General features: G+C 61.9%; 22 protein-coding genes. 11 read left to right on the top strand and 11 right to left on the bottom strand.

Features of this window, described 5'->3' with window-relative positions:
* Positions 1-737: 737 nt before the first annotated feature.
* The gene (locus LK12_RS24380; protein ID WP_082010695.1) at positions 738-1,115 is read left to right on the top strand and encodes a thermonuclease family protein; all 378 of its coding nucleotides are present in this window, start codon (positions 738-740) and stop codon (positions 1,113-1,115) included.
* A gap of 31 nt (positions 1,116-1,146) precedes the next feature.
* On the opposite strand, the gene LK12_RS22030 is transcribed toward LK12_RS24380, so the two are convergent.
* The 4 genes from LK12_RS22030 to LK12_RS22015 all read right to left on the bottom strand — a co-directional run bounded on the left by LK12_RS22030 (position 1,147) and on the right by LK12_RS22015 (position 3,928).
* Positions 1,147-1,521 carry a hypothetical protein gene (locus LK12_RS22030; protein WP_039289890.1) on the bottom strand — a complete coding sequence of 125 codons (375 nt, stop codon included), beginning with the start codon at positions 1,519-1,521 and terminating at the stop codon, positions 1,147-1,149.
* Positions 1,514-2,467, bottom strand: coding sequence for a phytanoyl-CoA dioxygenase family protein (locus LK12_RS22025; RefSeq protein WP_039289888.1), 954 nt, complete (start codon positions 2,465-2,467; stop codon positions 1,514-1,516). The genes LK12_RS22030 and LK12_RS22025 overlap by 8 nt, the downstream gene beginning before the upstream one ends.
* 16 nt (positions 2,468-2,483) lie before the next feature.
* Entirely contained in the window at positions 2,484-3,098 is a 615-nt protein-coding gene (locus tag LK12_RS22020) for an acyl-homoserine-lactone synthase (RefSeq protein ID WP_039289886.1), read from the bottom strand.
* A 62-nt stretch (positions 3,099-3,160) separates the two neighbouring features.
* Positions 3,161-3,928 (bottom strand): helix-turn-helix transcriptional regulator, encoded by a 768-nt coding sequence (locus LK12_RS22015; protein WP_039289884.1) that lies wholly within the window; start codon positions 3,926-3,928, stop codon positions 3,161-3,163.
* A 514-nt stretch (positions 3,929-4,442) separates the two neighbouring features.
* Between LK12_RS22015 and LK12_RS24375 the strand changes: the two genes are divergently transcribed.
* Positions 4,443-4,634 (top strand): helix-turn-helix transcriptional regulator, encoded by a 192-nt coding sequence (locus LK12_RS24375; RefSeq protein WP_082010692.1) that lies wholly within the window; start codon positions 4,443-4,445, stop codon positions 4,632-4,634.
* On the opposite strand, the gene LK12_RS22010 is transcribed toward LK12_RS24375, so the two are convergent.
* The 3 genes from LK12_RS22010 to LK12_RS22000 all read right to left on the bottom strand — a co-directional run bounded on the left by LK12_RS22010 (position 4,631) and on the right by LK12_RS22000 (position 8,690).
* Entirely contained in the window at positions 4,631-6,013 is a 1,383-nt protein-coding gene (locus LK12_RS22010; RefSeq protein WP_197063621.1) for a tyrosine-type recombinase/integrase, read from the bottom strand. The two genes, LK12_RS24375 and LK12_RS22010, sit on opposite strands and share 4 nt — an antisense overlap.
* A gap of 949 nt (positions 6,014-6,962) precedes the next feature.
* Positions 6,963-7,727: an SDR family NAD(P)-dependent oxidoreductase gene (locus LK12_RS22005; protein ID WP_039289882.1), complete on the bottom strand. Its 765-nt coding sequence runs from the start codon at positions 7,725-7,727 to the stop codon at positions 6,963-6,965.
* Positions 7,728-7,814: 87 nt separating this feature from the next.
* Positions 7,815-8,690, bottom strand: coding sequence for a metal-dependent hydrolase (locus LK12_RS22000; protein WP_039289879.1), 876 nt, complete (start codon positions 8,688-8,690; stop codon positions 7,815-7,817).
* 144 nt (positions 8,691-8,834) lie between these two features.
* On the opposite strand from LK12_RS22000, the gene LK12_RS21995 reads away from it, so the two are divergent.
* The 4 genes from LK12_RS21995 to LK12_RS21980 are packed head-to-tail and all read left to right on the top strand — an operon-like array spanning position 8,835 to position 12,466.
* A complete protein-coding gene (locus LK12_RS21995; RefSeq protein ID WP_039289966.1) occupies positions 8,835-9,953 on the top strand; it encodes an epoxide hydrolase family protein in 1,119 nt (372 codons plus the stop codon).
* Positions 9,950-10,672 (top strand): enoyl-CoA hydratase-related protein, encoded by a 723-nt coding sequence (locus tag LK12_RS21990; protein ID WP_039289876.1) that lies wholly within the window; start codon positions 9,950-9,952, stop codon positions 10,670-10,672. The genes LK12_RS21995 and LK12_RS21990 overlap by 4 nt, the downstream gene beginning before the upstream one ends.
* Positions 10,660-11,895, top strand: coding sequence for a cytochrome P450 (locus LK12_RS24370; RefSeq protein WP_082010690.1), 1,236 nt, complete (start codon positions 10,660-10,662; stop codon positions 11,893-11,895). The genes LK12_RS21990 and LK12_RS24370 overlap by 13 nt, the downstream gene beginning before the upstream one ends.
* 7 nt (positions 11,896-11,902) lie before the next feature.
* Positions 11,903-12,466, top strand: a complete 564-nt coding sequence (locus tag LK12_RS21980) for a nuclear transport factor 2 family protein (RefSeq protein WP_039289873.1) — start codon at positions 11,903-11,905, stop codon at positions 12,464-12,466.
* 5 nt (positions 12,467-12,471) lie between these two features.
* Here LK12_RS21980 and LK12_RS21975 read toward each other — a convergent pair whose 3' ends face one another.
* Positions 12,472-14,118 (bottom strand): MFS transporter, encoded by a 1,647-nt coding sequence (locus LK12_RS21975; protein WP_039289961.1) that lies wholly within the window; start codon positions 14,116-14,118, stop codon positions 12,472-12,474.
* 176 nt (positions 14,119-14,294) lie between these two features.
* On the opposite strand from LK12_RS21975, the gene LK12_RS21970 reads away from it, so the two are divergent.
* Both LK12_RS21970 and LK12_RS21965 read left to right on the top strand, forming a co-directional pair.
* Positions 14,295-15,584, top strand: a complete 1,290-nt coding sequence (locus tag LK12_RS21970; RefSeq protein ID WP_052223691.1) for a sulfotransferase family protein — start codon at positions 14,295-14,297, stop codon at positions 15,582-15,584.
* An 11-nt stretch (positions 15,585-15,595) separates the two neighbouring features.
* Positions 15,596-16,816, top strand: coding sequence for a DUF1214 domain-containing protein (locus LK12_RS21965; RefSeq protein ID WP_039289870.1), 1,221 nt, complete (start codon positions 15,596-15,598; stop codon positions 16,814-16,816).
* A 56-nt stretch (positions 16,817-16,872) separates the two neighbouring features.
* Here the strand turns inward: LK12_RS21965 and LK12_RS21960 are convergent, their stop codons facing one another.
* Positions 16,873-17,757 (bottom strand): LysR family transcriptional regulator, encoded by an 885-nt coding sequence (locus LK12_RS21960; RefSeq protein ID WP_039289869.1) that lies wholly within the window; start codon positions 17,755-17,757, stop codon positions 16,873-16,875.
* 113 nt (positions 17,758-17,870) lie between these two features.
* On the opposite strand from LK12_RS21960, the gene LK12_RS21955 reads away from it, so the two are divergent.
* The gene (locus tag LK12_RS21955; protein ID WP_039289866.1) at positions 17,871-18,722 is read left to right on the top strand and encodes a sterol desaturase family protein; all 852 of its coding nucleotides are present in this window, start codon (positions 17,871-17,873) and stop codon (positions 18,720-18,722) included.
* A gap of 70 nt (positions 18,723-18,792) precedes the next feature.
* Here the strand turns inward: LK12_RS21955 and LK12_RS21950 are convergent, their stop codons facing one another.
* The gene (locus tag LK12_RS21950; protein WP_039289863.1) at positions 18,793-19,944 is read right to left on the bottom strand and encodes an NADH:flavin oxidoreductase; all 1,152 of its coding nucleotides are present in this window, start codon (positions 19,942-19,944) and stop codon (positions 18,793-18,795) included.
* Between the two features lie 13 nt (positions 19,945-19,957).
* A complete protein-coding gene (locus LK12_RS21945; RefSeq protein ID WP_039289956.1) occupies positions 19,958-21,478 on the bottom strand; it encodes an AMP-binding protein in 1,521 nt (506 codons plus the stop codon).
* A gap of 166 nt (positions 21,479-21,644) precedes the next feature.
* Here LK12_RS21945 and LK12_RS21940 point away from each other — a divergent pair, with 166 nt between their 5' ends.
* Both LK12_RS21940 and LK12_RS21935 read left to right on the top strand, forming a co-directional pair.
* Positions 21,645-22,898, top strand: coding sequence for a sulfotransferase family protein (locus LK12_RS21940; RefSeq protein WP_197063620.1), 1,254 nt, complete (start codon positions 21,645-21,647; stop codon positions 22,896-22,898).
* A gap of 4 nt (positions 22,899-22,902) precedes the next feature.
* Entirely contained in the window at positions 22,903-23,682 is a 780-nt protein-coding gene (locus LK12_RS21935; RefSeq protein WP_039289861.1) for an SDR family NAD(P)-dependent oxidoreductase, read from the top strand.
* Positions 23,683-23,688 lie beyond the last annotated feature (6 nt).

Raw genomic sequence — 23,688 nt, 5'->3', positions numbered from 1 at the left:
GAGTTCGATCGAACCCGCGACATCGTCTTCAACTGCAGAGCCTCCTTCACGTTGCTAACGCGCGAGGCAATGCGCGGCGCTTTGCGCACGGACAAGCGCTGAACGTCGGCATCCGGCAAGAGCTGACGCTCAACCTGCGGCATCGGAACGACGGCTTCGTCCCAAAAAGCGACATGCGGCCTTGCTGTGGGAGCGAACGTCTCCATGCGAGGGCCTGCCCTAGATGTGCAGCTGAAATCGACCGTCAAAATTGCAGGTCAGCGCCGCGGATAGGACGGTGCACGACTTGGGTGGGAAATGCGCCAAGAGCCTGCGTCATCCCGCTCGAGAGGAACCCCGCACGAATCGCACAGTGCCGTATATCCTCCCTGTTTTCCGCGCGCGATGGAGTGCATTGAAGGCTTGTGGCGGCCGAAATAGCAAAGCAGGGACATACTTGGTCAAATAGCCGGATGCAGGCGATCCGTCACTCGCAAGGAGGCGCAAATCAGCGGGAAACCCCCGGAATTGCCAAGTGGTCGTCGCACGCGAACGAATGACAAAGCGGATAATCGCCATATATCATGAGGATGCGAAAAAGATCGAGATCAGCACGACGTCCAGCTAACTTTGTGCAATTCCGGGGATATGAGCCAAGGCCGCAGCAAGTTCGCCGCAAGGCCGCAAGCCGGCATGGTCAATTCTTAATTGTGGTGCTCGGCCTCATTGCGGGAGGCCTGATCGGTGTTGGTCTCAGCATCTGGATCGAAGCGAAGAGGCCGGGGTTTGCCAAAGTCGCCGAACCCAACGTAGCGCCATCACTCTGCATTGGCGGTGTTCATGACGGAGATACCATCCGCACGTGCGCCGGAGAACGCGTGCGGATCGAGAACATCGACGCACCGGAACTGTCCAATAGCCCTAAATGCACCGACAGGCGGCGGCAAGGATGGTGCGACTATAGCCTTGCTGTGCGCAGCAGGGATGAACTCGCTTCATTCCTGAAGGGCGGTCATGTGGCGATTTCGCGAAGCGGAACGGATAGATACGGTCGCACGCTCGCCCGTATTCTAGTCGATGGAAGGGATGTCGGCGATCATCTCGTCGAACTGGGACTGGCGAGGCCCTGGCAATGACGGGTTCGCGGAGGTTTCAATCGCGGCACCGTCACGAACAGGAGACATCGTGGAATGCCAGCATCAACCTGTCGAAGAGCAATTCAAGCCTTTCGCGGAACTCCGCAGTCAGCTGAATTCCGACCCGGCGACGATCACTTACATCAACAACGCGGACGACAAGGCCATGTTGGACCATGGCATCGATCTTCCGATGGGCACTAGAGATCGGCACGTTGCCGGCTACGCTGAGCGGCCAGATGTAGGGCAATCTGCCTTCATGGTCGGCGAGATACAGGTCAAGCAACATGTCCCACACCGGATTTGCGCACAGCATCGATCCGACAAGATCCGTCACAAGCTGTCGTTGGCGGATCAGCGCGCGGCAAAGGGGAAGGTGCCGGTTCGCCGCGTCGGGGTTATCCACCTGCTCGCTCCGTCCCGAGCGAGGCCGAACCGGAATTCAGATGCGGGGCGAGCATTGGCGGATGGCCCCCCGGTGCGTCAGCACCTTGGCGCCATGCGGCGATCAGGGCTTCCTGTTCGGGCAAAAGGGCATCGACCGCTCCGTTTGGCCTTGCAGCGTCCTCGAGCAACAGCGAAGGACAACGGCCCTCGAACGTACCGAGGTTGGGACGATGCACCTGGTACCCTGCGAGCCGCGCAAGGCTTCTGGGGAACTGCCGCGCCACCTCGGGCGGGTATGCAAGCCAGGGGAGCTCGTAAGGTTTCAGCCATCCAAGGCAGTAGCTGATGATAATGCCGCGGCGGGGAAGGGCGGTACGATTGGCGCCTGCGGCATGGAGCGTCGAGCCCAGGAATACGAGTGCCGAGCCCGGGGCCATTTCTGCAAATACGGCTTCCTTGGGGGTGATGAGCAGTTCGTCCTGCCGCTGGTGGCTCCCAGGCCAGACAAGCGTTGCGCCATTGTCCCGCGTGAAGGCCGAAAGCGGCCACAAGACGTTGATCAGGAATTCGATGTCGCGTTCGCGGTCAATGAAACCGCTGCATGGCCACATGTCCTGGTCGCGATGAGGGACCTGCTGGCTCGCCCCTGGAGCTAGCTCGATTGCCTGCGTGAGATTGAGCGAGAAATGATCGCACCATCGGCCCAGCAGGTCGTCGGCAAGCGCGAGGATCAGATCGTGCTCGACGAGATGTGCTACATGGCAGGATCGCTTGAGAAGTCCGGCAAAGCGTCGCGTTTCCGTCCCGGAAAAGTTGCCTTGCGAAAACGCGGTTGCCGCAAAGTGCTTCTCGAAGTCCGCGTTCAAGGCTTCGATCAAATCCGGCGAAACCAGATCCTCAATGATGGCATAGCCATGATCGCGCATTCGTGCTGAACACTGCGAGGAAAGTGAAATGGCGGTCATCGCAGTTTCCCCTTCGTCACTGACTGAGAGCGACAAGTGGCGCGAGCGCCTCCGACCAGATGCCGGTTTTGCCCAGCAACCGGGGTGTCTCGTCGTCGATGTGGATCATCAGGGCGGCGAGCATGCCGCAAGGCAGGTCCTGGGGCAGGCCGAGAGGTTCGCAGCGCCATCCGAACGAGAGGATCTGCGTGTACCAGGGCATGTCGGCCACACAGCAATAAGCGCGGATACCGTTATCTCGCGCGAATAGCGTCAGGGCCGTTGCCAGTTTGTCACGCACAATCCGCCGTTCGGCCGCACGGATGCCGCGTGACAAACACAGCCGTGAGATTTCCCAGACATCAGGCGAGCGTGGGCTGTCGAGGTCGCAGAGGCCGGGAAAGATATCGCCCAGGACGTGGGGCTGGGTGGTCGGCAAGAGCCGCAGCGAACCCAGATGCTTGCCGTCGGTATCGGCGATGATGAGATAGATGGTCGAGGGTGTGTCGAACTGGTCGATCTCGTAGCGCCCGTCGAGCGCGGGCAAATCCCAGCGCAGCAGATCGATGAATACGCGCTTGCGTTCCTGATACATCTGGGCAAGCAGCGGTCCCTGCGCCGCGGCCCATCCGCCTTGAATTACATGGGTCATGTTCGCCATCTCCTTTTGTGATGGCGAAAGGATCAGCGAAACGGACCTTCGCGAAAATTCCTCTATTTAGAGGATGTCCGGCGCAGGCTGTGAAAGCAGATATGGCCGTCGAACAGGGCGCGGAACACCAAGGCGGTCCGCTTGAATACGCCGCATTTGCGCATGGCGCCGGTGACGTGTTGATGAACCGTCGCTTCGGAAAGTCCCAAGGCGTGCGCGATCTGGGTATCCCCCATGCCGGTTGCGACAAGGCCCACGCAGTCTACCTCGCGCGGGCTGAGCCGGGGCAAGGACGGCGTCGATTTTTCGGCACCGAGACGAATGCGGACCAGCTTTCGCGCAGCCTCGAATCCAAAGCCGGCGACTATATGTGTGGCACCTCGAATTCTAGGGGTCATGGATACGCGCTCAGAGGTCGCAAAGGAGCAGGTACCCCGATATTCTCCTGGCGAATGCACCGGCACGGTCACGCCATCTTGAAGTCCAAAGCTGGCACCCTCTTGCATGATCGAAAGCTGGCGCTTGCTCAGCTTTACCCGCTTTTGGATTGCGTGCCATGCGTAGGGAGTGGAGCGGCCAATGCTGGCTGCATGGACGGGATCGTCGAGATAATAGCGCTCGGCAAAAATTCGTTCGACCCAACCATCCGGGTAGTTCGATATCGCAACCGCCTCGTCCGCTGCGGCTAGCAGGTCCACGTGGCTGACGAACGCAAACTGCTTGAAGCCGAGGCGTCTGGTTGTTTCCAGCAACAAATCATAGAAGTCAGCATCGGTGCGTACTTGCCCGAGGCTAAGCATGAATTCGACAAGCTCTGGACCAATAACCATCCGGCACTCCCTCAAATTCAGGGAATTGCAGACATCTGGCTTGGCCGGCTGCTCATTCTTACCAGCAGTTGTGCATGCTACGTCATTCGGTCAGGTCATATTTGTCTGCAAACCCCAGTGAATTCAGTCACGAAATCTAGCCAGTCATGCGATCGACCGTATCATGCTTGCATCCGGTTACTGGCTGTCGAGCCAAGAAGCTTACGCTAATTCGTGTCTGTATGAAGACATTTATGCTTCAAGGGACTGGTTACATTTTGGAAAGGTCTCGGGCGCTTTGCTCATTGCCGCCTCGACGGACTGCCATCTTCGATCGCCCCTTCGCGACTAACACATCAATGCTTCTCCGAGTTTTTCCGGGGGCGGGGCAGGATGCTGAATTTAACGTCGGGTCGAGCTGAACCCCCGCCGTGGTAAATGCGACAAAAGGACAATCGATCACTTGTATATCTGCCAATTGATAGCATAATCGGATATTGCGGCGGGCAGGCCTCGTGATACGAGGTTGTCCTAAATGAGCGATGCTTATCTGCGCCTGAAGACTGTCATGGCAATGACAGGAATTCCTCGGTCCTCTTTGTACCGCATGATCAGCGAAGGCCGTTTCCCCCGGCAAGTTGCTCTCAGTCACCGCTCCGTCGGTTGGCGCCGATCGGCGGTACAGCGTTGGATCGATGATCCCACCGGCTTTCGAGAAGACGATTAGGAAGCGGCTCGAAGAGGTACTTTCTTGCGCTTGGTGGCCTGGCCCATACCTGTGGCTTCGGCTTCGTCGAGATAGTCGGCCCACCACTGCATCATCTTGCGGCGGTGCTTGAGATATTTTGCAGAGTTGTAGGCTGCGCGAACTCCGCGCGGTTGGTGGGCGAGTTGGTGTTCGATCCAGTCTTCGTTGAACTCGCCACTTTCGTTGAGAACCGTACTGGCCAGCCCGCGGAACCCGTGGACTGTGGCTTTGCCGCGAAGGCCGATCCGGTACATGATATCCAGCATCCGGTTTTCGCTGATAGTCATTGAGCGTGAACCTACCACCGGAAACAGAAACTGACCGTACTGCATGTTGCCAGCCTTGAGGTAGATGTTGGCCTCGCGGATTTCTTCGAGAAGGGCGAGCGCTTGGCGGGGGAGGGGAACGAGGTGCTCACTGCGCATTTTCATGCGCTCTGGTGACAGACGCCATAGCGGTTCGGGACCGTCAAGGTCCTCGAACTCAGACCACTTGGCAAAGCGAGTTTCCTGTGTGCGGACCATGGTCAGAATGGTCCAGCGCAGGGCTAGATGGCTCATGCGCTCTCCGCCATCGCCATTCAGTTTTGAGAAGAACGAGGGCAGATCCTTGGATGCAACCTTGGCGCGGTGCTGAACGGGACGGGGTTTGGCCATGGCGGGGTTGAGGTCGCGGCATGGGTCGCTTTCGCAGCGCCCGTCGGGAATCGCATAGCGGAAGATTTCCGAACAGTGGTTCTTGAGCCTTCGGGACATCTCGATCGAGCCGCGTGCTTCGACCTTGCGGATTGCCTCCAGCATCTGGCGCGGAGTTATCTGGGAAATGTCGAGCTTGCCGACTGTCGGAAAGATGTCGGCTTCCAAGCGTCCTGTTACGAGTGCGGCATAGCGGGGCGCCCAGGACAGCGTGCGCGTTTCCAGCCATTCCCGGCCAACCTGTTCAAAGGTGTTGACGAGGCTTGAGCGCTCGCCTTGGGTTTGGAGTTGCTCTTCTTCTCTTCGTACTCGAGATGGGTCGAGCCCCAGGGCCAGCTGGTGCTTGACGGTGTCGCGCCAGGCCCGCGCTGCGAGGAGCGTGACCTTGGGGAAGGGGCCGCCGGATAGCAGCTTCTGACGGCCCTCGAAGCGGTAGGCGAGGCGCCAGATTTTCGAGCCGTTGGGCTGGATGAGGATGAACAGTCCGCCGCCATCGGAGCGTTTGTAGGGTTTGTCCCTCGGGGCCATGGCTTTGAGGGCGATGTTGGTAAGCATGTTGGTACCTCGTTCCCATTTCGCAGGTTCGAATCCCGATGCGAAAAATTCTGTTGGTAGGGGGCGATTTGCTACCAACAAAATGCCAACACTGGGCTCGGGCTGCAAGGGGGTGGCCCGGGACGTCCTGGGGCGCGAGGTTATTGAAACTATAGGAATTTAGCCACTTTCGGGGGATGCCTTGAGAGCTTCCGGGAAGGCTTGGGAAAGAGTGCTGGCTGGGGCGGCAGGATTCGAACCTGCGCATGCCGGTACCAAAATCCTTTGGAGGCCCAATTCGGGCCGCTTCAGCTTCACCGAGGCCCGCAGGAAACTGCGGACTTCAGAAGCATAAGGGTGATCTTCCACGACGCCAGTGAAAATCCTGACACAAATCCTGACACGCAATTGCTCATCGAGGTAGTACTGGTCTGCGGACGTGATCTCCGGCTTCCTCCATGAAAGTCAATCTTGCCTGTGTTCCCTGCCCGAAATTGCGTTTTGCAACCCACCCATATTGTTAGACAGAGAGACGGAGGAAACGGGCAGGAAATTGTTGTCTGGATCAGCCTGCGCCCGTCTTACCAGGCGTTGCTTCGAGCGGCGTCCGACTGGCGCTGCCAAACGCGAAACTGATCCATGAGATCGTCGGGGATTTGTGAGATAAAATCATCATCGAGCGGATAATGTGGCATGGCCTGGACAACGGCGTCGAGCAGTGCGAGCCCTTGCATTCGAGCCTCGTGATGCAGGACATGGATATGTGACCGGCAGCAGTCGCGTGCAGGCGACCAGGGGCTCGGGGAATTCCCGCCGAACGGGCCGGGCCTTGAATGGGAGCCTGCCTGACTTCGTACTCCGTCGCTCAGGGTGAAACCGAAGCGAGCTTTCCATTCTCTGCCATCGGAAAACGAGCCGTTCTCTTTGCATAAACCCAAGGCACTCACTGGAAGGGCGCCTCTTGCGAGGCGCCCTTCGTGGTTCTCCCGGCCGGCAGGGAGAGGTGTTGGGAGAGTTGCCGGCCAGGAGCAGATTGCCGGTCCAAGGGAGGAGTGTGGTGTTCCCTTGGCAGCAGCATTTACAGTGAGGAGCCGTCGTCCAGTTCGAACCCGCCGCCTGTGATCGCACGACTTGCGTCGGAAAGCAGGTAGAGGGTGATCGGCAGCAGGTCGGCCGGTTCCATCACCCGCTTGCGGGGGAACGTGTCGATTAGTTTCTGACCTGCCGGGCTTTCCAGCCACTCGGTGTTGAGCTCGGTCTTGATCCAGCCCGGGCAGATCGTGTTCACGTTGATCCCCTTGAGCGCCCATTCCTTGGCGAGGGCCTTGCCCATCATCAGGACGCCGGCCTTGGTGGTGTTGTAGGCAACGAGCTTGTCCATCACGCTGTGCGACCCGACAGAACCGACCAGGACAATTCGCCCATGGCCCTTTTCGGCGGAGCCGTCCGCGATCATCCGCTTCGCGGCCTCGCGGGCGGTGATGAACACACCGCGCACGTTCACGTCCACAACCTTGTCGAACTCTTCCATCGGGATGCCCAGTGCGGATGAAGGATAGTTCATGCCGGCGTTCGCAAGGACCGAGGTGATCGTGCCTAGTTCTTCCTGGGCGGCGTCAAAACCGGCGATGACAGAGGCTTCATTGGCGACGTCCATTTCGATCGCGGCCGCCTGACCGCCGGCTTGTTCGATTTCCGCCTTCAGATCGACAAGACGGTCCTTGCGGCGGGCCGCCAATGCAACCTTGGCGCCGGCCGCAGCTGCGGCCAGTGCGAAATGGCGGCCAAGACCGGAAGATGCACCGGTAACCAGGACGGTGCGTCCGGTAAGGTCATTGATCATTGAGTACCCCTGGGATCTTTGCGGCTTTGAGCCGCGTTGGATGTCTCGAGAAAGATGATGGGAATTCGGATTTCTGACGTGACGGGGTCAGCTTGCGGCCGGCCGCGGAGCGCTGGACCGGGCCATGTCGCCACCAGGCTCGAAGCTGCGCAAATAGCTTTCGACCCCGCGCGGGGCCTTCTTCCGTGCCGGATTGTACCAGGGCAGCAGGTTGCGGGCGAGTTTTGGCAGGAGCATCTTTTTGTATTTGCTCGACCATTCCTCAAGGTCGGCCTTGAGTTGCACCTTTTCTTCGCGGGTCATGTTCGGCCGGTCCTGCGAGATCATGTAGCGAATGAATTCGCCGGTAAATCCTCCCAGGTGCTTCATGGCAAACCAGAGGCCGTAGATGCGGTAGAAGTAGCCATTGACGATCGAATTGATGAAGCCGCGGCAGAACAGCGCCTTGTAGAAATCGAACATGACTTGCCGGTGCTCGAACTCTTCGGCCAGGTGCCAGCCCCATAGCGAGACCGCATCCGGATCGGCACCTTCGAGGAACTCGCCGAATTCGTCGAACCAGAGCTGGGCGGACACGGCGCCCATCGATTCAAAACCGTCGGCATAAGCCAGCAGAAACTTGAGAGAGCGCGTCTTTTCGAAATGCGCCAAGTCGTCGGCCAGGCGTTGTTCGATATCCGCGAGGCCCGGGTAGCCCTGTTCCTGGATCGTCTTGTTGAACAGCCGATGCTGGCGGAAGTGCTGCGACTCCTGGCCGATGAAGCCTTTGACCTCTTCCTTGAGCTGTTCATCGCCAGGGCCGAGCTTCTCGAGGGCGTCCTGGCAGATGCGGATCAGCCACGGTTCGATCGGTGTCGGGATCAAAGACGTTGCATTGCGGTCGTAAACGAACGCGCGGTTGCGAGCCCACTGGCGGGGCAACTTGCTGAAGTCGAATTTGGGAAAGCGAACGGTAATGGTCATGGCAATGTCCTCTCCGGAAGTTGTTATAACTTCTCTTGCCGATCGATGCCAGTTGGCGGCGTCTGGCGATCGCATTTGCGATTGGTCGAGGGCTTGGCGCTTTCTTCCATCCACGACGGTCGCTCGGCATGTCATGAGGTGGACATGCCTATTGCAGCGCGCCCCTTCGCAATTTCCGTTCGTCCAGCGGTGCTAGATCGCATTGCCGCTCGCCTTGCCGACACCCGCATCGGCTACGCTCCCGATGGCGGAGGTTGGCAATGGGGGACCGACCGCGACTACCTGGAGGAATTTGTCCGGTATTGGCGTGATGATTACGACTGGCGCCACCACGAGGGTGACCTCAATCGGTTCCCCCAGTTCCTGGCTGAAATCGATGGCGTCGACGTGCATTTCTATCACGTCCGGGGCGATGGCCGCCAACCCTTGCCGATCCTGCTTACGCATGGCTGGCCGGGCTCAGTGGTGGAATTCCTTGCGGTCATCCCCAGGCTGGTTGCCGCCGGGTTCGACGTCGTCGTGCCGTCACTGCCGGGCTTCGCCTTTTCGGGGCGTCCGCCGCAGCCTATCGGCCCGGTCAAGGTCGCACAGATGTGGCGCACGCTGATGACCGAGGCCCTGGGGTACGAGCGGTTCTATGCACAGGGCGGGGACTTTGGCTCCGGAATCACGCGTGAGCTGGGAATTACGCATAGCGATGTAACAGCCGCCATCCATCTCAATTTCTTCATGGGGCCGCCGCCGGCCAGTTCGGACGATCCTGAACTCGCCGAGTACTGGCAGGCTGTCGGCGCGCTTATGGAAGAGGAATCCGGCTACCACCACCAGCAGGCGACACGGCCGCAGACGTTGGGCCTTGCGCTTCACGACAATCCGGTAGGCTGGGCCAGTTGGGTGCTGGAGAAATTCCGGCGCTGGGGCGACACTGGCGGCGAGATCGAAAGCCGTTTTTCCAAGGATCATCTAATCACCAATCTGATGACCTACCTGGTCACGGATAACGTCATGTCGTCCTTCTGGATGTACTACGGCAGCCGGAAGGAACAGCATGCCCGTGCGGTTGCCGCGGGGCCGGTGCCGGTTCCCACGGCGCTCGCGCATTTCCCGGCTGAATTCTACCCGATGCCCAGCCGCCGCCTCGCCGAACAGGCTTTCAACCTTGCACGCTACACGGTGATGGAGCGCGGCGGGCATTTCGCGGCGATGGAAGAGCCGGGTCTGTTCGCCGATGATGTGATCGCTTTCTTCGCGGGGCGGCCGTGAGCGAGGCCCTGCTGATCGAGGAGCACGGGGAGGGCGTCATGTTTATGACGCTGAACCGCCCGGCTTCGCGCAATGCGATCAACCTCGACCTCGTCGATGCCTTGAGCGCGGCCCTTGCCGATTTAAACGCCAGTCCGCGCTGGCGCAGCGCGGTCCTGACGGGAGCGCCGCCGGCCTTCTGTGCCGGGCTTGACCTCAAGGACTTCTCCGCGCCCGACGCACCGCGCCACAAGGTGACCGAACTGGTCACGTCGATCCCGCATTGCGCCAAGCCGCTGATCGCCGCCGTGAACGGCGCGGCCTACACCGGCGGACTCGAGATCGTGCTCTCGTGCGATTTCACCATCGCGTCTGAAGAGGCCCGCTTCGCCGATACCCATGCGCGCATTGGCGCGCTTTCGGGCAGCGGGATGGGATCGCGTCTGCCGCGCCGCGTGGGCGGGGCCTGGGCCAAGCAGATGATGTTCACCAGCGCGCCGATCGATGCGCAAACCGCGCTCCGGATCGGCCTGGTGAACGAGATCTGGCCGCAAGAGCGTGTCGTGCCCCGCGCGCTTGAACTGGCGGAGATGATTGCCGCGCATGATCCTGAGCTCGTTGGAATCGTGAAGGCGGTGGTCGATCGAGGCATGGAAACCACATTGGGCGAAGCCGTCGCGATCGAACGCGAAGCGCTCGCCGAACGCAAACGCAAGGGAGCAATGGCATGGAAGGCGTGACAAAGGACTATGCGTTCGATCCTCTTTCGGAAGCCGCGATGGCCGATCCGGGCAAGACGTATGGCGAACTGGCACGCCGCTGCCCGTTCTATGCGCTGCAGACGGAAAAGCACCAGTTCTGGATCACCAGCGATTACGACGAGATCAAGAAGCAGGTGCTGGCCGATAACCCGCACTGGTCGTTCAAGTGGGGTAATGCCGCCAAGGACACTGCGCACGACACCGGCATCGTCACCGATCCGCCATTCCACATCGACTTTCGCAATGTGCTGCTGCCCGGCCTGACGCCCAGCGCGCTCAAGAAGTTGCAGCCGCAGGTGGAGGCTATCACTCATGAGCTGTGCGATGCCATGGCGGCGAAAACACATGGCGATTTCCATGATGACTTTGCCCTGCCGCTGCCAGCACGGGTGATGTGCGTGATGCTGGGCCTGCCCCAGGAGAACTACAAGACCTACAAGGGCTGGGCGGACGAACTGCAGGAACTCATGTTCCATGATACCGAGCGCGGTTCGCACAAGGAGATCTTCCGCAAGATTTACTCGTATTGCATGGAGCGGGTGAAGGAGCGGCGCGAGATGCTCGCGCAGGCCGGGATCGAGAACCCCGACCTCTCGCACCTGGGCGAAGTCGTTCCCGATGACTTCATCTCGCGTTCTGTGGTCTCGCGCCTGCAGGGACGGCGCCTGACCGACATGGAGATCGTCAACATCTGCACGACCTTCCTGACCGGCGGGCAGGAGACGACCACGAATATGCTGTCCAACATGCTCTGGCGCCTGCTGGAACGGCGCGAGCTTTGGGAGCAACTGCAGGCAGACCCGTCACTGTCGAAGATCGCGGTGGAGGAAAGCCTGCGCTTTGACCCGCCGGTGCTCGCGCATTTCCGCACCAGCCTGCACCCGGTCGAAATGCATGGCCACCAGCTTCCCGACCATGCCAAGCTGATGTTCTCGATTGCCGGGGCCAACCGGGATCCGGAGCGTTTCAGCGATCCCGACACTTTCCGTCTCGATCGCAAACGTTCCGAAGTGGGCAAGCACCTTTCCTTTGGTGACGGCATCCATTTCTGCATGGGCGCGCCGGTCGCGCGGCTGGAAGGCCATATCGCGCTTGCCGCACTGATCGAGCGGTTCCCGAAGCTGCGTCTGGATGGCGAGAGCGAGCGCATCGACACATGGATGTACTGGGGCCGAAAGAGCCTTCCGGTGCGGTGGGATTGAGGATCGCATGACTGACACGACACTGACTGTGGAACAGCGCCTCGCTCGCATGGAAGCGCGGCTTGAGATCGGGGAATTGCCCTGCCGCTATGCTCGCGCGGTCGACGGGCGTGATCTCGATGCATGGGTGGACTTGTTCGTCGAGGACGTTGATTGCGGCCGCTATGGGAAGGGGCGCGAAGCGCTGAAGCGCTTCATCGATCCGGCCGTGCGCACCTTTTATCGCTCGATCCATTTCGTGTGCGGGCACGTCGTCGATTTCGTCAGCGACGACGAGGCCACGGGCACCGTCTATTGCCGCGCCGAGCATGAGGATGGGGATGACTGGGTGGTCATGGCCATCGTCTACTTCGACCGCTACGTGCGGCGCGATGGGCACTGGTACTTCCAGAAACGCAGCGAAAAGCACTGGTATTCGGCCGATGCGCTGGAAAAGCTGCGGCCGCCTTTCCAGCTTTGGGACAAGTGGGAAAGCCGCCTGCCACACCTGCCGCAAGATTTCCCGACCTGGAGGGCCTTCTGGGAGCGGTCCTCGGCCGAAGACATTGCCGCGATTACCGGTCAACCCTGAGCGTTTCAGTTGTGTGAAGCGGGCGGGAACGTTACCCCCGGATCTCGTGAATTTTCCCGCCAGCGAACCGAGCCCACAGGACGCTCGAGAAGGCGGCGTACGCGAACGGCTTCGCCGATCTTTTCGATAATCATCTTGCGTTCGGCCTCGGTCATTCGCTCGCGCTGACGCAAGTAGTCATTCCACGTCGGCGTATGGAAACGTTCCAGCCAAAGTGACGGATTGGCAATGTCACGCGCGAGCGACCAACCGTAGCCCCCATTGCGAAGGCGAATGCCGCGCACCATTGTCATGCCTTCATAGAATTCGCGCGCACGCTCCGGTGCGATCTCGTATTCTACGATGACGACGATTGGGCCGCTGCGTCCGACCAGTTCAACCTCCACGTCAGGCTCTTCGAGATGAGCGGCCCCTCCATCGTCCAGTGCCGCGAAGGGAGCCAAGGGAATGAACCACCCGACCAGGGCCACGATCAGAATGGCTCCTGCAGAGCATGCGAGCGCGCCGCTCACGTTCACGGTATCGGCGGCCGTCCCCCAGAACCAGCTTCCGATGGCTAGCCCACCGGCTACCGATGCCTGGTAGGCGGCGACTGCGCGTCCAGTCACCCAACGCGGCGCACGTGTCTGGATCGACACGTTCAGGGCATTGGTGATCTGCATCCAGGCAAGGCCCCCGGCAAGCAGGCATGCCCCTGCAAAAAGGGAATTACGGGCAAGGGCTACGCCCAGGCAGGCGGCCGATAGGATCGTTAGGAATATGGAGATCTGACGTTCGGATGAAAACCGTTCGCGGGTCCATGCCACCGTTGCTGCCCCGATCACGGCACCGGTTCCAAAGATGCCCAGAAGAATGCCGTAGGTGCCCGCGCCGCCGTGCAGATTCTTGCTAGCGACGAGTGGCAGGAGGGCCTGGATAGACGCGGCGGCAAGGCCGAAGAGGATTGTGCGGATGATCGCATGGCGCAATTGTGGGGAATGCCCGACATAGCGCAGGCCCGAAAGGATCGCCGTTCCAACCTGTTCGGGGGGAAGCCTCGGTTCCTCGCGTGCGCGCCGCCAGCGGGCCTGGGCCCAGAGCATGGGAAGATAGGATGCGGCGTTGGTGCCGAATGCGGCAACGGCCCCTGCTGCAGCGACGACTACTCCTCCGACGGCCGGACCGAAAGCGCGTGCGATGTTGTAGGACATGCTATTGAGCGCAATGCCTACGGGCAGGTCTTCTCGAGGTAGCTGCTCACCTGCCGAAGACATCCAGACCGGTCCGAACATCGCGTTTGCCGCCCCATTGAGAAAGCAGAATGCAAGCAGCAGCCATGGCGTGAGAAGGCCGACCCAGGCGAAAGCGAATAGAAGCCCGCTTGCCAGTGTGGCGGCAACAAGGGCGACCATGCCGACCTTGCGTCGGTCATAGGTGTCGGCAACGGCTCCTGCGGGGATCGCGAAAAGCATGTAAGGCAGCATCAGGGCCGTCTGGACCGACGCGACCATGTCGGCACGCCCGCTCAGTTGAGTCATGGCCCAACCGGCACCGACCGCGTTGATCAGCAGGCCGAAGTTGGAGGGCACGCTTGCCAGCCAGACCCTGCGAAAGTCGTCATGCCGCAAGGGCGCAAAGAGCCCGGATGGGCTGGTCTTGGCCATGTCTTTCATGCGCAGGCCTCGATCGATGCGGACTTGAGGGAAAATGCCATCCTCACCGATGCGTAACATGTTTCATGCGGCCGCCAAGCGGGGCGGGTGCCTATCGCAGATATGATCTAGATGCCGCTTGGCTTCACCTTGGCCTCGCGGCCTGCCCTAATGGGGCATCATATCGGAGAAGGTGAATGCTCAAGGTAAAGCAGTTTGTCGAGGAGGCCCTGACGGCCCGGGCGCGCGACTACGCCCATCCTGCCGTCAGCGGGGGGTTGAAGGCGACGAACAGCAAACTGGCCGAGGTGGTGGACAAGCGTTGGCCCTTTGATGCTGAAGTGCTGAAGACCAAGGCGATCGAAAAGACCGGCCTTGATGATTTCGGGCCGGCCTATTTCGAGAAGGCACTCGAAATGATTTGCCTTTCCGCGCGCGAGGACCTGGATCTCAACCCGGTCGGTCATCGCAATCTCTGGTATCAGGTCTTCGATCACCTCGCGCAGCGCCTGCGCTTCGTGGACCTGTGGAAGCGGCATCCTGAAATTCTCGAGGAAGTCATCGAAAAGCCGATCTTCATCGTCGGCCTGCCACGCAGCGGCACGACCTTCCTGCATCAATTGCTGGCACAAGATGCGGGGATGCGAGTCACGCCGTTCTGGGAAGAACTGAGCCCGCTGCCCGATCACGATCCCGCCCAGAGACCGCCGCAGGATGAACCGCTGATCGAACGGGCGCGCCAGAACATCGAAGGCTTGCGCGAACACGCGCCGGGCCTGCTGGAAATGCATCAGCTCGCGGTCGATGAGCCGGAAGAGGAAATCTATCTGCTGGGCCCGGCCTTCGCCTCGATGGCGTACGAATGGGTCTATATCATGCCGCAATATGCGGATTGGTATGCGCGGCAGGATCACACGCAAGGCTACCTGTTCTTCCGTCAGATCCTGCAGACGCTGCAATGGATGCGCGGCGGCGGGCGCTGGCTGCTCAAGGCGCCGCAGCACATGGAGCAGATCGGGCCGTTGATGGCCGCGTTCCCTGATGCGCTGTTCGTCAGCACGCTGCGCGATCCGGTGACGGCGGCGACGTCGGTGGCCAACTTGTCAGCCTATGGCCAGCGGATCAGGACTGACCGGCCCGATCCTGTCGCGGCGGGCAGTTCCTGCACGCTGATTATCGAAAGGCTCGTCGGCGGTCTGCTCAGGGATCAGCCCGAAGGCGATCCGCGTTTCCTCGAGATCCACTTCGCCGACCTCATGGCCGATCCGATCGGCGCGGCGCGCACGGTCTTCGCTGCAGCGGGGATCGACGTGACCCCTGCCACGGAGGCGGCCATGCGCGACTATGTTGCCCGCAACGATGCCAAGCCGCGCAAGTCGAGCGATTATGCCTCGCAGGATTTCGGGATCGACGTTCCGGCCCTGCGCAAGAAGATCGAAGGCTACTACACCCGCTACGGTGTCACGCCTGATCCCCGGTTCGGTTGAGGAGGGCGATCATGAGCGAGATAACGCAGGCACCGGCCTATCCCGCCAGCTTCGAGGATAGCTGGAGCGAATACCACGCCTATGTCGAGGATACCCGCAAGCGTCTGGTCGCGCGACCGGAACTGCAGACGCCCGAGATGCAGGCGATGGCGAACTACGCCATTGCCTCGCTCGTCGCGGGCGGCTTTCAGTTCTATCTGGCGCCGCGCCCCGATTGCCCCATTTTCTACCGCGATGCCGTCTGGGCGCCGCTGATCCCCTGGGGCGGGCCGGCGTCGGACATGGTCTATCGCTGGGGCTTTCTGGACGGAAGGCACGACTACCGGATCACCGGCAAGCGCGGCACGGTGCTGTTTACCGATTTCCACTTGTTCGACGGCTATTTTGGCGCCGAGACGATGCGCGATCTCGGCAATTTCGATCTCGATGACTTCGCGTTGGAGGCGGATGGCAGCTTCGAGATCATCGCTTCCCCGCGCCCGCAGCCGGGCAACTGGATGAAGCTCGATCCCACCTGCAGCAACATCGCGATCCAGATGCGCGAAACCTGGTGGGACTGGGCCAACGAGACGGGCACCCAGCTTCACGTCGAGCGGATCGACGATGAACCCAGGACGATGCTTTGGTCTCCCGAAGAGTTCCGCCAGCGCCTGCACTGGGCAGGGCGCCTCGTCGAACAGACGATCCTGCGCGCGCTTGGCTATGGCAAAATGGTGCGCAAGATGGCGGGCGGGGAGAACATCTTCTCGCAGGTGCTGGGCGAAAGCGGGGAGAACCGCAACTTCGGTGCCTCGCCGCGGGCCGGCTATGCCTGTGCCTGCTGGAACCTTGAACCGGGTCAGGCGCTGGTGATCGAGAGCGCGGTGCCGCAGGCGCGGTACTGGTCGCTGCAATTGACCAGCCCGTTCTGGGATACGCTCGATTTCAACCATCACCAGACCGGGCTTAACGGCCATCAGGTGCGTATCGACAGCGATGGCAAGGTGCGCTTCGTGATTGCCCATACCGATCCCGGCATCCACAACTGGCTTGATCCGATGGGGCTGCCGCTCGGACAGTGCATGTACCGCTGGTACGACGGGACGGTTTCGGGCGGGCCCCAGGCCAAGCTGGTTCCCGTCTCTGAGATCGACGCCCATCTTCCGGCGGATACGGCGAGGGTGAACGGGGACGAGCGCAAGGCCGCGATCCGGGCGCGTTCCCGGGCCTCGCTCGCGCGCTGGGGGTTCTAGGGTCGGGTACCTCGATGGTGCAACTAATAGGCCCTGAACCTAGGGGCCGCCGCTGATCATCGCGCGCCGCTGGCGATGCCTGCGGCGATCAGCATCGAGGCTTCGCGGGCAGGCGGTGAAAGCGTCCGCCCGACGGCGCGGACGCGCACGATCCGGGTTGACCGGGAGGCGTCCCAGTCGAAATCCAGGGGGACGAGGCCTGCGTTTCTGGAGGCAAACCCGATCGAGGCAAGCCACATGGCATCGCTTTCGGCCACGACTTCGCGCAGGATGGTGAAGCTGTCGCAGACGATCAGGCCGCCATTCGGGGGCAGTGCTGCCCCTGCGCTCTCTTCGCCCTGATCGGGGGCGCTTCCGGTTGCCAGCGGGTAGGCGGCGAGATCCTCGGCCTGCAGGCCACGCCTGGCGGCGAGCGGATGGCCGGTGCGCACCAGCACGGCAAGGGTCTGGTTCCCGACTTCCTCGATGATGAGCCCGTCACGGTCAGCCAGGACGTCCTGCGCGATGACGGCGAATTCAAGCTCGTCGCGGCGCACGGCTTCGCCAAGCACATGGCCCGGGCCGATCGTGGCGCGTACCTCTAGGCCCGGCCGCTCGCGCGCCAGTTGTTGCAGCATTGGCGCGAAGGTGAGGGCGGCCACCAGCGGGCCCGCGCCGAACGAGAGCCTGCCGATTTCGCCGCGCGCGGAAGCATTGAGGTCGCGCTCGAAGCGGTCGGCATCGGCCAGCATGCGGCGTGCCCGGGCGATCAGCGGACGGCAGAACGTGGTGGGGATCGCCCCTTCCGCGCTGCGTTCGAACAAGCGCTCCCCGCAATGATCCTCGAGCGTGGCGATGCTGCGGCTCAGGGCCGGCTGCGAGATGTGCAGGCTGTGCGCGGCGCGCGTGAAGTTCCCGACATCGGCAAGCACGACAAGATGGCGGAGTTTGCGCAGATCCATCATAATCGCAGGTTATCATGGTACGAAGTGCAATGCATTGGATATATCGAAAGGGCTGTGGGAGATTGCGTCAGCACTGAACATTCCGACAAAGCGACGATTGGGAGCGTCACATGCCGCACGCCGAATATCTCTACGCAGCCACCTTGGTGATTTTGGTCCTCGAAATCGTCATGGGTCGGCACCGGGGCCTCTATGACCGGCACACCTCGCTGGTCACTGCCGGCTGCATGGTTGCGAGCGCCACGATGCGGCCGCTTTCGGCGATTCTGATCGCCTTCGTGGCGGCGCTGCTTCTGCCCAAATGGCAGGGCGCGCTCGAAGGTACCTCGCTGCTGATTGCCTATCCGGTGCTGTTCGTGCTCACCGAATTCTGCTTCTACTGGGCGCATCGCTGGGCGCACGAGGCGAAGAAGCATCCGCGGCTGGAATGGTTCTGGAAGCTGCACCGCACGCACCATTCGGCGAAGTTCCTCAACGTGGGTGTCACCATCCGGGTAAATGCGTTCTGGTCCTTCGTCGTGCCGACGAGCTGGATCATCGGCACCGCGACTTATCTGGGCCTCGGGCAGGCGGCCGGGCTTACGCTGGTGACGATCTACCTGTGGAACCTGATCACCCATGCGCATTTTCGCTGGGATGATGCCGTGCGCAGCCACCGGGTGTTCGGGCCCGCGTTCCGCGCGCTGGAGCATGTGCTCGTCTCACCGGGCATCCATCATACCCACCACGGCTATGGCAAGGATGGCGCGGCCTTCCGCAACTTCGCCGTCACCCTCTCCGCGCTCGACTGGATGTTCGGAACGCTCCACATTCCCGAGGGGCGTCCCTGGAAATACGGCATTCCCGGGCCCAATCCGCATTGGGCCGAGGAAGTGCTCTATCCGCTGGTGCGCATCCGCGACCAAGGGCGCAAGCCGGACGCGGCGGCAGGCATCCGGTCTTCGGAACAGCTGGCCAGCTAAGCCTGACCGAAACAGCCAGAGACGCCCCTGCCTTCGCGCGGGGGCGACGCGTGACAAGCGAGCCTTGGGCCTAGGTCAACCGGTCGAGATTGGCGTTGTCGAAGGGCAGGAACGGTTCGCCCCGGATCGCCCTGCGCACCCATGCCGGATCGTTGAGCAGCGAACGGCCTACACCGACGAGATCGAATTCGCCCTTCTCGAAGCGTGCCACCAGCCGGTCGAGGTTGTTGGACGCGGCCGAACCGGAATCGACGTGGTGGTCGCGCTGGCCCTTGTCTAGGCCGACACCGCCCACGCACATGCCCAGTTTGCCGGTCAGCTTCTTGGCCCAGCCGCCAAGGTTTAGCGGGGAGCCTTCAAAGATCGGCGTGTCGAAGAAGCGCTGGCTGCCGTCGAAGACGTCGACGCCGGCATCGGCGATGGGTTGCAGCAGCGCGCCGAGTTCATCGGGTGTTTCGGCCAGGCTGGCCATGTAGTCCTGCATCTTGAACTGCGAGAAGCGGAACACGATCGGCAGGTCATCGCCGATTGCCTTGCGAATGGCCCGCACCACCTCGGCCGCGAAAAGCGAGCGGTCCGCGCCCCAGCGGTCCGGACGGCGGTTCGTGCCGTGCCACAGGAAGTTGTCGATCAGGTAGCCGTGCCCGGCATGGATGGCGATGCCGTCGAACCCAAGCCGGGCGGCATTGGCGGCCGAACGTGCGTAGGCGGCAATGACGTCCGCGATCTGGCTGTCGGTCATCGGCGGATAGTCGGCAGACAGCCGCGCGACCTTGTCGCTTTCGAGGCTGACCTTGCCCCACGGTCCGATCACGCCCGAGGGGCGCAGAGGACCGACGTCCGGGGCAGGGCTGATCGCCGCGTCGCGCATGGCGCCCTGGTGCCACAGCTGGGGAATGATCTTGCCGCCTGCCGCGTGGACCGCCGTGACGACTTTCTCCCAGCCGGCAAGCGGGCTTTCGCCGTAGAGGTGTGGCACGCCTGCCGTGTCGACGGCTGCCGGATCATCGATGCCCACGCCTTCGGTGATGATCAGCCCCACATCGTTTTCCGCACGCCGCCGGTAGTAGGCCGCCACGTCCTGGCCCGGCGCGCCTGCGACCGATTTCTCGCGGGTCATAGGCGCCATCACGAAGCGGTTCGCAATCGTGAGCGTGCCAATGCTCAGCGGTGTGAGCAGGCCGTCTAGCCGGTGTTTCGCCAGGCTGGCGGAATGATCCATCGTCGCGTTCCTCTCAGTTGCTTTCCGGCTGGGGCAGGCGCGCGGTCCGAAGGGCGCTGCGCCGGACCTTGCCAGTATCGTCGCGAATGCGTTCACGGGTGAACTCAACGCTTCGAGGATGCTTCAGCTTGGCCAGGTGCTGGAGTGCCGGAGCAAGGAAGGCCAAGCCATCTGAGGGCTCCTGTGCGTTGTCAGCCAGTTCGACGATCGCGTGCAGGCGATTTCCCATGTCCGCCTCGGGGATGCCGATCACGGCCGCGCAGAGAACACCGGGAAGGGTTTCGATCGCGGCCTCTATTTCCGCGGGAAAGATATTGGCGCCGCCGAGAAGAACCATGTCGGTGCGCCGGTCGGCGATGTAGAGATAACCATCGGCATCGACCCAGCCCATGTCCCCGAAACTGTCCAGATCGTCGCGGATGCGGGTGTCGGCACCGATGTAGTCGTAGGCGGCTCCCGCTCCTTGCGCGTTGCGGAAGAAGATCTCTCCCACTTCGCCCGGCGGCAGGGGATGGCCGTCCTCGTCCATGACAACGATCTCGTAACCCGCGGCCGCGCGCCCGACCGAGCCAGGACGAGCAAGCCATTCCGCGCCGTCGATCACGGTGGCCCCTATGCGTTCTGTGCCGCCGTAGATTTCGAGCACGGTTTCCGGGCCGACGCGGTTTATCCACCAGCGCTTTACATCGGGCGGGCAGGGTGCCGCCATGTGCGTCAATGTGTGGATCGAACGAAGATCGGCCGCTGTCGTGACCTCTTCGGGAAGCTTGGAAATCCGGCTCATCATGGTCGGTACGACATAGGCGATATCGGGGCGGTACTGTTCGACGCGGCGCAGCCATTCTTCCGGATCGAACCGTTCCATGCACACCGCATGGCTGCCTTCCCCGATTGCGCCGGTTGTGTAAGCGAAAGGCGCCGAATGGTGTAGCGGTGCAGGGTTGAGGAAGGTGGTTCGGGGCAGGCGGCGGCGCCCTTTCTTGTCCGGTCCCCAGGATGAAGGCTCGGGATCGATGATGAGCTTGGGCCGCCCGGTGCTTCCGCCGCTGTTCATGATCTTGCCCGGCGCGGTCACGGCCGGGGGAAGGGGATCGTCGCTCAGGTCTTCCGGCAAGGGCTGCTGGAGGTCATGCGTAGGGCAATCGCAGTGGGGCAGGCTGGCCGTGCCGGCGATGCACCGGGGACCCATCAGGGCGACGAGATCGACGAATTCCTTTTCGGCGATGCGCCAGGAGACCGGGCAAGGCGTTGCGCCGAGCTTCCAGATGGCAAAGGCTACCTCGATGTATTCGACGCAATTGGGGGCGGCAATCACCACGCGGTCGCCCTGGACGACTCCGAAATCGCGGGCCAACAGCCGCGCGCGCCGGTTTGCCTGGCTGTCCAGTTGCGCGAACGACCATGTCCTGCCGCCGATCGAGAAGGCGGGGGCATCGGGCGTGACTTGCGCATGCCCCGAAAGAACTGCGCCAAGCGCGGCGCCCTTGTAGGGCTCGCCGTCCGGCCCGATCAATTCTGCGAAGTCTATTTGCATGGCTTCCGCGGTTTGCGTTGCGTGGTTCGGCGTATTGTTTCGGCGAATTCGCGCTGCGGCCATAGTCGCGCACCGACTTATCGCATTGGAGATAGATGGTGGTCATGATTGCCGATTCCTCCCACCCGCTTTTAGCGTGGAGACGAGATTGGTGAGGAACAAGGCTATGGCAGGCGAGAGAAGTGCCCCGGAAATGGAGACCGTGGAGGTCCCGCTGGGCGACAAGGTGCAGACCATCACGCGGCCCGTGGTGTCGCCGGGGGCCGACTTCTCGGAGGAGGCCGTCATTGCGGCGGCGCGCAAGAAGACAGGGCTGCACTTCTTCGGGGAAGACGAATTCCGCCAGAACCTGCGTGCGCTGACTCATTCGATGGAGACAGAGGCCGCGCTCAATCCGTTCGGGCGGGTCATGGCGCGCCAATTCCTGATCGCCCGGCTGGTCGACCGCCTGCGGGCACAGGACCTGTTCGACCGCCATCCCGAAATTCTGGAAACCAAGCTTGGTCCGATGACGGTCATCGTCGGACCCGCGCGTTCCGGGACGACGCGCGCGCATCGCCTGTTGGCGCGCGATCCGCGTTTCCTGTTCCTGCGCGATTGGGAAATCAATTTCCCGGTGCCGATGCCGGAGAGCTTCGGAGAGGGGCCGGATCCCCGGATCGGCCGGGCCAAGGGCGCGCACAAGGGGTTCCTCGCGATGAACCCGCAGAATGCTCATATCCACACGCTCGATGCCGAAGCGCCCGAGGAGGAAATCGGGCTGCTCAACATGAGCTTTACCTCGCTGATGATCGAGGCGCAGCGGTTCGTGCCCACGTATGGCCGCTTCTGCCTGGAGCGGAACCAGCGCGATGCCTATGCCTACATGAAGAAGCTGATTCAGCTCATCGCCTGGTTCCGCAAGGACGACCCGAACCGTCCCTGGGTGCTGAAGTCGCCGCAGCACATGCAGGATCTCGATGCGCTGATGGAAGTCTTCCCAGACGCGAAAGTGGTCTTCATGCATCGCGATCCGCGCAAGACGGTGGCGTCGAACTGTTCGATGTTCTGGAACATCGGCATTCTCGGCACCGACGATCACAACCCAGAGCGGCTGGGCGCCTATCTTGCCGAAAAATGCCTGCGTCAGGTCGAGAAGGTGGAGGAAGAGCGAAAGTCGATCGTCCCGCCCGACCAGCAGCTCGATGTGCGCTATGCCGACATCAATCGCGACTGGAAGCACGAGATGCAGCGCATCTACGACTTCATCGGGCTGGAGTTCTCGGAGGATGCACAAGCCGCGCTCGAAGCCGCGAGCGGGGATCGCGAGGCGCGCCACGGGGCGCATCGGTATTCGCTCGAGGAATTCGGCCTGAACGGCGAGCAGATCGACGCGATGTTTGCCGACTATATCGCTCAATACGGCATTCCGAGGGAGTAATTCGATGAACAGCCTTGCCGAGAAAATTGTGCTCGTCGTGGGCGCCAGCAAGGGAACCGGCCGGCAGATCGCGCTTGCCGCGGCCCGCGCCGGCGCCGACGTCGCGCTGGCCGCCCGCAGCGGGGAGGCGGTCAGGAACGTCGCCGCTGAAATCGAGGCGCTGGGCCGCCGCGCGTTGCCGATGACGGCCGATGTGAGTGTGACCGATGATTGCCGACGCATGGTGAGTGACACAGTGGATCACTTCGGGCGGCTGGATTCCATCATCTACAACGCTGCCTGGGAGCATCCCCGTCCACTGTTCAAAATAGACGAGGCGCACTGGGACCGGATGCTGGATACCAATCTCAAGGGCTTCTTCTTCACCGCACAGGCGGCGGCCAAGGCGATGATCGATGGCGGCCAAGTCGGCGCGATCGTCGCCATTGCCTCATCGGCTGGTACGGTCGGGTTTCCGCTCAATGCGGATTATTGCGCATCGAAGGGGGGCATGGTCGCGCTGGTCAAGGCGATGGCCATCGACCTTGCCGGCAAGAACGTGCGCGTCAATGCGCTGGCGCCAGGCTTCATCAACGGCGAGGCGGTCGCGGCGGCGGACCAGGGCGACGGTGCCAAGGTGCTTGCCGCGCTGCGCAACTTCCTGCCGCACAAGCGGTTTGCAGAGCAGGAGGAAGTCGCCCACGCCGCGCTGTTCCTCGCCAGCGATGCCTCCAGCTATTTCAATGGATCGATCGTTGCGGCGGACGGCGGGCTCACGCTCGGCAACCTGCCGCAAGCGGGTTGAGGGAAG

This window comes from Novosphingobium malaysiense (genome assembly GCF_000802225.1).
Taxonomy (GTDB): Bacteria; Pseudomonadota; Alphaproteobacteria; order Sphingomonadales; family Sphingomonadaceae; genus Novosphingobium; species Novosphingobium malaysiense.
This window is presented reverse-complemented; position numbering and strand designations above follow the sequence as displayed.